General features: G+C 40.5%; 12 protein-coding genes. 9 read left to right on the top strand and 3 right to left on the bottom strand.

All coding sequences use genetic code 11. From position 1 onward, the window contains the following. Positions 1-28: 28 nt before the first annotated feature. Complete coding sequence (locus ACRWP9_RS02460) at positions 29-1,162, bottom strand: murein hydrolase activator EnvC family protein (RefSeq protein ID WP_434927706.1); 1,134 nt, start codon at positions 1,160-1,162, stop codon at positions 29-31. A gap of 10 nt (positions 1,163-1,172) precedes the next feature. Next, positions 1,173-2,717 (bottom strand): 2,3-bisphosphoglycerate-independent phosphoglycerate mutase, encoded by a 1,545-nt coding sequence (gene gpmM / locus ACRWP9_RS02465; protein ID WP_434927707.1) that lies wholly within the window; start codon positions 2,715-2,717, stop codon positions 1,173-1,175. A 339-nt stretch (positions 2,718-3,056) separates the two neighbouring features. Here gpmM and ACRWP9_RS02470 point away from each other — a divergent pair, with 339 nt between their 5' ends. The 7 genes from ACRWP9_RS02470 to ACRWP9_RS02500 all read left to right on the top strand — a co-directional run bounded on the left by ACRWP9_RS02470 (position 3,057) and on the right by ACRWP9_RS02500 (position 9,113). After that, on the top strand, positions 3,057-3,491 hold the full coding sequence (locus ACRWP9_RS02470; RefSeq protein WP_434927708.1) for a rhodanese-like domain-containing protein: 435 nt from the start codon (positions 3,057-3,059) through the stop codon (positions 3,489-3,491). Positions 3,492-3,697: 206 nt separating this feature from the next. Next, on the top strand, positions 3,698-4,183 hold the full coding sequence (gene secB, locus ACRWP9_RS02475) for a protein-export chaperone SecB (protein ID WP_226412160.1): 486 nt from the start codon (positions 3,698-3,700) through the stop codon (positions 4,181-4,183). 3 nt (positions 4,184-4,186) lie between these two features. Further along, entirely contained in the window at positions 4,187-5,203 is a 1,017-nt protein-coding gene (gene gpsA / locus ACRWP9_RS02480) for an NAD(P)H-dependent glycerol-3-phosphate dehydrogenase (protein WP_434927709.1), read from the top strand. 124 nt (positions 5,204-5,327) lie between these two features. After that, positions 5,328-6,509, top strand: a complete 1,182-nt coding sequence (locus ACRWP9_RS02485; RefSeq protein ID WP_434927710.1) for an NAD(P)/FAD-dependent oxidoreductase — start codon at positions 5,328-5,330, stop codon at positions 6,507-6,509. A gap of 427 nt (positions 6,510-6,936) precedes the next feature. Continuing rightward, entirely contained in the window at positions 6,937-7,113 is a 177-nt protein-coding gene (locus ACRWP9_RS02490) for a DUF1328 domain-containing protein (RefSeq protein WP_434927711.1), read from the top strand. Between the two features lie 73 nt (positions 7,114-7,186). Continuing rightward, entirely contained in the window at positions 7,187-7,381 is a 195-nt protein-coding gene (locus ACRWP9_RS02495; protein WP_434927712.1) for a hypothetical protein, read from the top strand. A gap of 61 nt (positions 7,382-7,442) precedes the next feature. Beyond that, positions 7,443-9,113, top strand: coding sequence for a diacylglycerol kinase family protein (locus tag ACRWP9_RS02500; protein ID WP_434927713.1), 1,671 nt, complete (start codon positions 7,443-7,445; stop codon positions 9,111-9,113). On the opposite strand, the gene ACRWP9_RS02505 is transcribed toward ACRWP9_RS02500, so the two are convergent. After that, positions 9,110-10,468: a sigma-54 interaction domain-containing protein gene (locus ACRWP9_RS02505; protein ID WP_434927714.1), complete on the bottom strand. Its 1,359-nt coding sequence runs from the start codon at positions 10,466-10,468 to the stop codon at positions 9,110-9,112. The genes ACRWP9_RS02500 and ACRWP9_RS02505 overlap by 4 nt on opposite strands. A gap of 260 nt (positions 10,469-10,728) precedes the next feature. On the opposite strand from ACRWP9_RS02505, the gene ACRWP9_RS02510 reads away from it, so the two are divergent. Then, entirely contained in the window at positions 10,729-11,229 is a 501-nt protein-coding gene (locus ACRWP9_RS02510; protein WP_434927715.1) for a hypothetical protein, read from the top strand. Between the two features lie 189 nt (positions 11,230-11,418). Next, positions 11,419-11,973, top strand: a complete 555-nt coding sequence (locus ACRWP9_RS02515; RefSeq protein WP_434927716.1) for a BON domain-containing protein — start codon at positions 11,419-11,421, stop codon at positions 11,971-11,973. Positions 11,974-12,075 lie beyond the last annotated feature (102 nt).

Consider the following 12,075-nt stretch of genomic DNA (forward strand, 5'->3'; position numbering starts at 1 on the left):
CCGATAACTATGGGCAGTTTGCGTTATCCTAGCGACAGTATCTTGCTGGATCGACCGCTTGCCCTTTATGTCTTATCTCAAAGTATAGGCTAGGTTCGGTCTGTCCACCTGAACGACCGACTAAAGCAATCGATTCGCCATCATTCACACTGTCTCCAGCCTCCTTAAATAGGGTTTGAGCATGGCCGTATAGACTCATATAGCCTTTACCGTGGTCAAGTACCATCACCATACCAAAACCTCGTAACCAATCGGCATATATCACTTTACCCGCGGCAACAGCTTTAATGTTTTGCCCTTCTGGTGCGGTTAATACAGCACCTTTCCATTTTATTTGACCAGAACGGTTGCTGCCAAAACGTTCACTCATGCGACCTTTTGTTGGCCAGCTTAGTTTACCTTTTCTATTCTCAAGCCCATCCATTAATGGGTTGGCTTTTGCCGTAACAACAGCTTGTTCGACAATACGCTTTAAGCTGGCTTCTTCAATTTGTAATTGTTCTAGCTGAGCACCTTTGTTGGATAGGGTGCGCTGAATTTGAGTTAGGGTTTGCTGGCGTTGATTTTGTTCATTACTTAATTGTTTAGCTTGTTGTTTCTGGTCAATCATCACTGTGTTCAGTTGCTGCTGCTTTTTGACTTGTTTGTTTTGAACTTCAACTAATTGCTCACTAGTGGTTTTTAGTTTGCTTATCGCTTTGATACGCGCATTGTTTAAATATTGATAGTAAGCCAGCATGCGTTCAATCGTTGCTGGGTTTTGCTGATTGAGCATCATCTTGCTGTAATCATGGTTTCCAGCTAAATAAGCGCTAGATAGCTGCTTTGATAACGTTTTTTGTTGGCCAACTTTTTGTGCCGTTAAGCTTTTTTGTTGTTTTTCTAGATCAATTAATTGGCTGCTGATGTTTTTTAATGAGGTTTGAGTTTCATTTACCCTGCTTGCCGCGCGTGCAATGGCTTGCTCATCTTTTTTAAGTAATGTGATGAGTTTTTCCCGTTGTTTTGATGTGTTTTTTAAATCATTTTGCTGCGCATTGATTTGTGTCTGAATAGACTTTAACTCAGACTGACGTTTGCTGAGGTCGGCGCCGGTAGCGGCATAGGATAGTATTATAAAGCCAGCGAAAATGCTGGCTTTAACAAAGAAACGAATTATCACAGGTAATTAATTACTCTTTTAAGTCAATGATACAGCGGCCGGTCATTTCGGTTGGCACACTTTGCCCCATTAACGTCAACATCGTTGGTGCGATGTCACATAAGCGGCCGTTAGGTTTGATAGTAGCATCACGACCGACATAGATGAAAGGAACTAATTCACTTGTGTGCGCAGTATGGGCTTGACCAGTAGCTGGATCGGTCATTTGCTCTGCGTTACCGTGATCAGCGGTGATAATACATTCACCCCCTACTTTGGCTAATGCTTCTACTACTCGACCAATACACGCGTCAACTGCTTCACACGCTTTTACTGCAGCATCAAACTTGCCAGTATGACCCACCATATCGCCATTAGGATAGTTACACATGATCACGTCGTATTTGTTTGATTCAATCGCGCCTACCAGCTTGTCGGTGAGCTCAGTTGAGTTCATTTCTGGTTGTAAATCATAGGTAGCCACTTTAGGTGACTCAATTAAAATACGGTCTTCTCCGTCAAATGGTGCTTCTTTACCACCATTGAAAAAGAAGGTTACATGGGCATACTTTTCTGTTTCAGAAATACGTAGCTGAGTTTTACCTTGTTTTTGCAGTGTTTCACCAAGTGTATTAACAAGGTTATCTGATTCAAACGCCACAGGTGCTTTAATATCATCTGCGTATTGGGTCAGCATGACGAAGTTAATTTTTGGGGTTTTATGACGAACAAAGCCATCAAAATCTGGATTAACAAAGCTGCGGCTAATTTGACGTGCACGATCTGCGCGGAAATTCATGAAAATTAATGCATCGTTGTCATTCAGCGTCGCAGCTTGGCCTGTTGCATCAACAATAGCCGATGCGGCAACAAATTCATCATTTTCATCACGATCGTAAGCGGCTTCAAGTGCATCGACTGAGTTCGTATAGTCAAACTTACCTTTGCCTTCGGTGATCAGTTCATAAGCTTGCGAGACTCGATCCCAACGATTATCACGATCTAATGCGAAGTAGCGTCCAATTAAAGATGCAATACGGCCAGAGCCTATTTCAGTAAAGAGTGCATTGAAGTGCTCAATACTGCTTTTGGCGCTTCTTGGTGGAGTATCTCGACCATCTAAGAAGGCATGCAAGTAAACGGCTTTAGCACCACGGGAAACCGCCATGCGGCACATTGCTTCTATGTGTTGCTCATGGCTATGAACGCCGCCGGGTGATAACAGCCCCATAATATGAACCGCACCGTCTGCTGCTATCGCTTTATCTACCGCATCAACCAGAGTTTGGTTCTGTTCAAACTCATTATCTTCAATGGCTTTACTGATCCGCGTTAGTTCTTGATAAACAATGCGACCAGAACCAATATTGATATGGCCAACTTCAGAGTTACCCATTTGGCCATCAGGTAAACCTACATCAAGACCTGAGCCTGAAATTAAGCTGTTAGCATAGGTGGCTGTTAACTTATCCAAGACCGGAGTGTTAGCGTGAAATATCGCATTATCTTGCGGATTTTCACGATAGCCCCAGCCATCAAGAATAAGCAGTGCCAGCGGACGTTTAGTTGTCGTCATGGAAGTACCCTTATTTAAAGTGTTAAAGATGAAGTTAAAAATGAAATTGGATAAATATTACTACTTATTAGCTGTTGGCAACAGGCTTAGGTTCTCGATTGCCCTAACAGGTGATTAAATTTCATTTATATGTGAGTGTTTACGCAATTAACACTTTTTGACCTTGTTTGAGGTACGTAATTCTGTGTGAAAAATTGTCTGAAAGGTAATTAACATATCCACCAAGATTGAATCTTACCTAACCACTTTGATGTCACTCTGAGCCCTGTATCTTAAGCTTGTTTGGGTATATACTCTTGGCCAAATTAATCTTAGCTCGATACGTTATAGGCAGTGACCATGCAAGAATATATTGAATTTTTAAGAGCAAACCCAATGTTGTCTTTGGCTTGGGCTGGCTTATTTTTTGCTTTAATTGTGACGACATTCAAATCAAGTACATCAAAAGTAAAGACCGTTAACAATCATGAACTCACGCTAATGATGAACAAGCAAGACGCTAAAGTTGTCGATGTGCGTGGCAAAGAAGAGTTTAAAAAAGGCCATATCGTTGATTCTATTAACGTGCCATTGTCTGAAATTAAAAATAATCAGGCCACAAGTCTTGAAAAGTTTAAAACCAGCCCCATTATATTAGTATGTAACGCTGGCATGACATCTTCTCAAGCGGCTCAACTTCTTGTTAAACAAGGCTTTGAAAACGTACATAACCTTAAAGGTGGTATGGGTGATTGGCAATCAGCAAATATGCCAGTTGTCAAAAGCAAGAGATAGTCACTAGGTTCATCATATTGCAGTAAAAACATAGTGTTGAGTAAAAATCGACACTATTGGTTTTTGATCTTACTGGCAACGATGCTTAATCGCATTTCGCTGTTTGGTCGACTTTAGGGGCAAGGCGAGGTTACCCTCATTTATTAGCCCAACACCATATTCGCTCCACAGAAAAGCGAAAAATAACATTATATAGGTAGGATATCATGGCTGAAGAAATAGCAAACAACGAAGCAATTGCACCACAGTTTAACATTCAGCGTGTTTATACAAAGGATTTGTCTTTTGAAACACCAAACAGCCCAGCTGTTTTCCAAAAAGAGTGGAACCCAGAAGTTAAGTTAGACTTAGACACGCGCAGTACTAAGTTATCTGACGATACTTATGAAGTGGTACTTTCTTTAACTGTTACCGCTAAAAATGGCGACGAAACAGCTTTCTTATGTGAAGTTCAGCAAGCGGGTATTTTCTCTATCGTTGGCTTAACAGAGCCACAATTAGCACATTCTTTAGGCGCTTATTGCCCTAACGTATTGTTCCCATATGCTCGTGAAACTGTTTCTGGTTTAGTTGCTCGTGGTACTTTCCCACAACTTAACTTAGCGCCTGTGAACTTTGATGCACTATTTGCTCAATATGTTCAACAGCGTCAAGCGGCTGCTGCAGAAGCGCCAGCTGAAGCTAACGCGTAAGTGATGAGCAGCACTGCCGAAATAACGGTATTAGGGGCGGGGTCTTATGGCACCGCCCTTGCTATTTCTTTAGCAAGCAATGGCCATAAAACCTTATTATGGGGACACGATCCCAAGCGCATGCAGGCATTGGCCGATTCGCGCAGCAATGAAGCTTACCTACCCGGAATAACATTCCCTGACTGTTTGCACATTGAACTTGATTTAGCTAAAGCCTTAGCTGCTAGTAAAAATGTGTTAGTGGTTGTGCCAAGTCATGTTTTTGGTGATGTATTAAAGCAAGCCAAACCCTTGTTGCGCAGTGATGCTCGTATTGTGTGGGCGACCAAAGGTTTAGAGCCTGAAACAGGCCGCTTATTACAAGATGTAGCACGTGAACAATTGGGTGAGCAATATCCCCTAGCGGTATTGTCTGGCCCTACATTTGCTAAAGAATTAGCCGCAGGTTTACCAACAGCAATATCGGTAGCGGGTACTTGTCCGCAGTTCACCCATGACTTAGTTGAGCTTTTACATAGCCCTAAACGTTTACGTGTATATGCCAATGATGATTTCACTGGTATTCAGCTTGGTGGAGCGGTAAAAAATGTTATCGCTATTGGTGCTGGTATGTCTGACGGTATTGGCTTTGGTGCAAATGCACGTACCGCACTCATCACTCGTGGTTTAGTTGAACTAAGCCGTTTAGGTGAAGCTATCGGCGCCGATGCATCAACCTTCATGGGGATGGCGGGTTTAGGTGATTTGGTATTAACCTGTACCGATAATCAGTCGCGTAATCGTCGTTTTGGTTTGGCTTTAGGTCAAGGCAAAGACGTGATCACCGCCCAAGAAGAAATCGGTCAAGTAGTCGAAGGTTACCGAAACACTAAAGAAGTGTTTACCTTAGCCAAACGCCTAGGGGTAGAAATGCCGATCACCGAGCAAATTTACCAAGTGTTATACCAAGGTAAAGCACCGGTTGAAGCAGCAAAAGAGTTACTCAGTCGAGACAAAAAATCTGAAACACTGAAAAAATAGTGCAACAGAGCGGCTAAGTTAACCGTGAGTAGATACCAAAAAGGATGCTAAAATAGCATCCTTTTTTGCATTTAATATTTATCAATTAAATACAAAACAACCCATTTAAAGTGTGGAGTAAAACGTGAAACATCATGACGTAATTATTATCGGCGCCGGCGCGGCAGGATTAATGTGTGCTGCAACTGCGGGTTATCGTGGTCGTGATGTCCTCGTGCTAGACAACGCCAAACAAGCTGGCCGTAAAATACTTATCAGTGGTGGTGGACGATGTAACTTCACTAATCAAAAGGTTGAACCAAATCAGTTTCTTTGTGGTAACCCTCACTTTGTCAAATCGGCATTAGCTCGCTATCGTTCAAGCGATTTTATTGAGCTGGTTGAACGTCATGGTATTGAATACCAAGAGCGTGATCACGGGCAGTTATTCTGTAATGACTCAGCCAAAGAAATAGTCACCATGCTGATGACCGAGTGCGAATGGGCAGGGGCAAAGGTTCAGCTGCGAACTGAAATGCTATCTGTTACTAAAACAGATACAGGATTTAATTTAACTACCTCAAATGGTGATTTTAGTTGCGAGTCGTTAGTTATCGCAACAGGCGGCTTATCAATGCCTAAACTTGGCGCGACACCATATGGCTATAAAATTGCAGAACAGTTTGGTTTAAAGGTACTGCCTACCAGTGCTGGCTTAGTTCCATTTACGTGGCATGCCGAACAAAAAGTGCGCTTTGAGCCGTTATCGGGTATTGCTGTGCCGACAACCATTACCGCTCAAGATGGCACTCAATTTAGTGAGGCCTTACTGTTTACTCATCGTGGTCTATCAGGCCCAGCAGTGCTACAAATTTCAAATTACTGGCAACCAGGTGAGGCAATTTCTATCAATTTATTACCGGGTGAGAATGCGCTAGATAAAATCGAATTCGCACTGAAACATCATCCGAAACAAAGCCTGCGAAATACCCTTAGCCAATGGCTACCGAAGCGATTAGTTGAAGCCTTATTTGAAGAAGCGCAATTGGATAAAGCATTAAATCAACTGGGCCATGGCGAGCGTGAAACGTTGGCTAGTGAGTTAAATGACTGGTCTATTGTCATGAATGGTACAGAAGGCTATCGCACTGCAGAGGTTACCTTGGGTGGTGTTGATACTAATGAGTTGTCATCAAAAACCATGCAAGCCAATAAGGTACCAGGTTTGTATTTCATTGGTGAGGTAATGGATGTAAGTGGTTGGTTAGGAGGGTTTAATTTTCAATGGGCATGGTCATCTGGCGTTGCGGCGGGGTTAGCTGTTTAAAGAGTTTTTTATGAGTTCTTTTGTCAAAATACAGAGGAACTCTGCTTTATAACTTTAGGTCGTTTTTCCTTTAATCAATCGTTTTTTTATTCATACTTTTTCTAATGCCTCTTCGTCATCTTGTTGTAACCACCTCGATTTTTCGTCGATATCCCCAATAATTTATTGGAATGCTCCTTTCCCCATAATTAATGTGAAACTCTTACCGAATTGTCGGTAATTATTGCCAATAACTGAGTTTGTTAATGATATTGAAATAAAGGATTTAAATTTATTTTCTTTACTTATTAGGCTCTTAGTTGGTTTTTTTAAGGTTGGCATGAAGTTGGCTTGGTATAAAGTAGTTAAATGATACACAAACAGTTGTTCATTAATACTAGTTTGTTTTTGTGCGTTATTGATCGTCCCATACTCAAGGAGGTTTCTTATGTTAGGTTGGACATTGATGTTTTTAGTTATTGCTATCATTGCAGGGGTGTTAGGTTTTGGTGGTATTGCTGGTACGGCAGCCGGTATTGCGAAAATAATCTTCTTTATTTTTATTGTGTTACTTGTTATCTCTTTAGTAGCAAGTGCAATACGAGGTAAAGCACCTAGGGCATAACATGATACAAGTGACGCCTTATATTTAATACATAAACTACAAATGGAATGGCCTCATGGTCAAGGAGATCAATATGAATTTACTAAAAAAATTAAGCATGATAATTTTATTAGGATTAACAACAGTAGGCATGATGGCGTGCTCTGATAACAAAGCTGAAAATGCGGGTGAAAAAGTTGATGAGATGATGACAGACGCCGGTAATGCAGTTGAAGACGCGTGTGAAGACGTAAAGGAAGGTCTTAAAGCAGAAGACCCTAACTGTTAAAGATACTAGGCAGCGCACAATAATGCGCTGATTTCTGTTGTTTTTAAAATAGGACGCTTATATGTTAACCAAGATAAATATTAAGTATTACTACACAGGCGGGGCTTTATTAGCTGCGCTTTTGTGTGTGTTATTTAATTCACCATGGGCTAAATTTTTTATTGGTTGGTTAGCACTCTCTTTGGGTTTAGTGAGTTTTGCTTATTGGTTTAATGCTGGTGGTGTTTTTCGTAAAAAACAAAATGGTTCAATTCCTTGGTATATCAGCTGGGGATTCGTCCCTTTTCTATTGGGGTGTCAGGTTTATAATGCCTGGGCAAGAAAACACGATAAAGTACCCGCAATTCAAAAAATTGAAGATCAACTCTATTTAGCATGCCGTCTATTTCCTTCTGATATTGAATACCTTAAAACCCAAGGGGTTGATGCCATTCTCGATGTGACGGCTGAATTTGATGCATTAGATGGCACATTATTGGCTGAAGATATTGATTATTTAAATGTGCCTGTTTTAGATCATAGTGTCCCCTCGGAAGCACAACTTAATCAGGCGATAAATTGGCTAAATAATCAGGTTCGTAACGGTAAAAAGGTTGTAGTACATTGTGCGCTAGGCCGTGGACGGTCAGTACTCGTGCTAGCTTCTTATCTTGCTTGTCGCGATAGCAAAAGTAATTTAGAGGATGTGTTGCATTCTATTAATGAAATTCGCCATACCGCTCGTTTGAATAAATGGCAATTTACAAAAGTATCCCAAATGTACCAACAAAATCGAATTAAAATTAATAAAACACTCTATTTAATTGCTAATCCTGTGTCGGGTGGTGGCAAGTGGCAAGATGATGCTGAATATATTCAACAAACCTTATCGAGCTATTATCGAGTAAAGCTGCTTGAGACGACAGAAGATAAAGATGCTGCAGTACAAGCCCGTGAAGCCGTTAAGTGCGGGGCAGATATAGTTGTAGCCTGTGGGGGGGACGGTACGGTTAATGAAGTTGCTTCGATATTGGTAAACACCACAATGACATTAGGTATTATTCCGATGGGGACGACAAATGCCTTGGCTCATACCTTATTTGGTGTCGGCAGTAAGGTGATCCCTGTTGCTCAAGCCGTGGATATTTTGATTCAAGGCCATTATCAACCTATTGATACCGCAATATGTAATGAACGGATAATGCTATTGCTAGTGGGTATTGGTTTTGAACATAAGATGATTGAAACTGCTAATCGAGATAAAAAAAATGAGTCGGGTCAGTTTGCTTATTTGAGTGGCCTATGGGATGCCATTGATGAAAATCAGCCATTATCTTTGTCTATGCAATTAGATGATGGTAAAACACATACCATTGATACTACCAGTATAGTGATTGCCAATTCAGCACCTTTCAGCAGTTTACTCGCACAGGGTAATGGCGAGCCTAATATCATTGATGGACTATTAGATATTACTTGGATTGAGCCGACAGAGTCATCACAAGAGCAGCTACTGAGTTTGGTCGATTTATTATTTACTGGGATTACGCGTCTGTGGAACCAAACTAATAACAAGCTTGAGTCTGATGCAATACATCATGCCCAAGCTAAAAAAATATACTTAACAGCTCAACAAAAAATACATTATGTGATTGATGGAGAGCTTTTTGAATCTAATGATGTCACGGTAGAGGTTGTGCCGAAATCATTGAAGGTTTTTGTGCCTAAAACCAGCCCGATTTTGAGGCGTTAATCGGCACTGCCTTTATCTTCATACTTACTGAGTTTGTTATACAAGGTTTTAACGCTTATACCCAGTTGTTCGGCGGTATCATTTTTGTTACCGTCAGCTTGCTCTAGCGCTTGATAAATAGCGACCTTTTCTATTTCATCTAAACGCATACCAGCGGGTACTATAATCTTATCTGTGGTATTTTCTGGCTTAGATTCGGTTTCAAGTATGTTGAAATGACTTCTGTCAATCGTATCGTCAGCGAGAATATAAGCTCTTTCAATGGCATGCTTTAACTCACGCACATTACCTGCCCAACGCTGTTGTTGAATAAAACTGACAGCTTCTGGCGTAAAGATTTTATTGAGTTTTTCAGCGACATTTCTATAGGCTAAAAAATGTTTTGCCAACCCGAAAATATCATCACCTCTATCACGAAGTGGTGGAACGCGAATAGGAAAATGAGCTAGTCTGAAGTATAAATCCTCACGAAAAAGACCATGCTCAATAGCGCTAGCAGGATCACGATTAGTTGCAGCGATAATGCGTACATTGGCCTTTTTTACACTGGCACTGCCAATGGGGCGATATTCGCTATTCTCTAATACCCTTAATAATTTCACTTGATGATCAATGGGCATTTCAGTAATTTCATCTAGAAATAACGTCCCGCCTTCAGCTTGATCAAATACCCCACGATGATCACGGTGTGCACCGGTAAAAGCCCCTTTAGTGTGACCAAATAGCTCGCTGTCGACTAATTCCGGACTGAGTGCACCACAGTTAATTGCAATAAAAGGTTCGTTTGATCTGTTACTTGCAAGATGAATAGTGTTAGCGACTAATTCTTTACCTGCACCACTCTCGCCAACAATTAATACATTGCTTTCTGTCACCGCGACTTTGCGAACAGTGCGATACAGCTTATGCATAGCACGGGATGAGCCAACGAGTAATCCATATTGATCTAACTCACTGGATAATACCTGCTGGCGTTTAGATGATTCTAGTAATAAGTCTTGAGCGAAATCACTTAGGGTGTCATCAATGAGTTCCATATCGTATGGCTGTCTAAAATGGTAGCCAGCACCTTCTGACATTAATTTATCAAGGTTAGGGTTGGGTTTCCCTTCACTTAAAAAGATAAATTCAATGTCAGACATTAAGGCGTTACCTGTAAGGCTGGCATAATCAGCTTGGCTTAATTGAGATACTTCAATAATTGCCACATCTGCGTTACTCGCCTCAAGTTGTGTTGGCCAAGGGAGCTCAGTAATACTCGCTATTTTATTGAAATGCCTACAACTAGCTACTTGTAAGAGCCGTGTAGCTGTTTGAGGATGAAGCAAGTGGTAAAACAAGATAGGACCGGCCATGCCAGTGTTACTCCTTTTTGGTGCTCATTTAACTAATGGCAACTTTGTAAATTTGACAATAACAATCGGTAACTTTTTCTTAACATGTTGTTTGTGTCGAGAAGGTTTTGCAAATAATAACTTATTAATCAATTTTTTAATGGTTTTTCAGTGTTGTGTACGAATTATGCATGACTCAATCATAAGGTGAGCCATATTAGTTTATCCATTATGACTACAAATATTACAGGATAGCTATTAGTTATTTAATGGTAGGAGAAATGACATTGCAATATTCACAGATTAACTATTTATCAAGCAAGCAAATCGATTTAGGGGTTATTCGCGATGCAATTGATTTGTGTCAAGCGGGGCAGTTGTTTTACTCGCAAACGATTGCCGATATGGATGACTATAATTTCAAGCGTATTTTTATGGATATGGCTGCAACTAGAAGATCTATGTTGCAACATTTGGTGCCCTTATTTCAGCGAATAAAGCAAGGTGAAGTGGCATCTTATGATGTTCAACCAATTAGCTCATCGTCTTTTATTACAGGATATGCACATGCAAGTGATGCAATAAAGCAAGATAAACTATGGACAGCAGTAGGGTGGCTTTTAGATGTAGAACAACAGGCTTTAAATCAACTTAAGTCGGCTGCTCGGCAGGTAACAAATAAAGAGGTTGCTCAGCAATTAGCGGAAGGCTGTGCATGGCTTCAAATGGAGTGCGATAGTATGAAAAGTCTCTATGTGGGCCGTAAAAATGCTGCTAATTGAATGATTGCATCGCCATTTGAATATTAGATATCACTCAAGTGAAAAAGTTACCTGTTATCGGTAAAAATGTCCAAAAATGATTAGGCCTACACACATGTTAAATAATAAAAACCTTTTAAAACATGAGTTTAATTTGTTGGCATGATTTGCGCAGTACTTATATCAAGATAAACAATGGAGAATATCTTTATGAATAAGACAACATTATCTTTGGTAGTAAGTACGATGCTTGGTGCAATGGCTTTTTCTGCAAATGCAGCACAAGATTGGAAGGATGACGCTAAAGACGCATGGGTTGACGGTAAAGTTGAAACCACATTATTGCTCAACACCAATCTTAACTCGTTTGATATCAATACCGATGTACACGCCGGTAAGGTTATTCTAACGGGTAAAGTCGATAGTAGTATTGATAAATCATTAGCGGGTGAGCTGGTTAAAAGCTTAGATGGCGTTGAAAGCGTTGATAATCAATTGACTGTTATGATGCAGCAAGATGATAGTAAAGGCAGTGATTTAGGTGATGACCTAACCGATGCTAAGATAGCAATGATTGTTAAAACACGATTATTGTTTTCTGATGATGTAGCGGGTTCTAATATTAATGTTGATGTTAAATCTGGTGTTGTAACACTAGAAGGAACAGTAACAAGTGATGCAGAACGTGACTTGGTTGTTGCTATTGCTAAAAATGCTGACGATGTAGATAAGGTGGTTGATGAACTCAGTATTACGGATTCATAGACTATACCAACATCAAGGTGACATTAGATCGAAAAGGCCAGCCTGCGTGCTGGCTTCTTATTAAGTGTAATATAACCAAATGACACTGATATGAAAAATCGT

The sequence above is a fragment of the Shewanella sp. HL-SH2 genome, assembly GCF_051164935.1.
Classification (GTDB): Bacteria; Pseudomonadota; Gammaproteobacteria; order Enterobacterales; family Shewanellaceae; genus Shewanella; species Shewanella glacialimarina.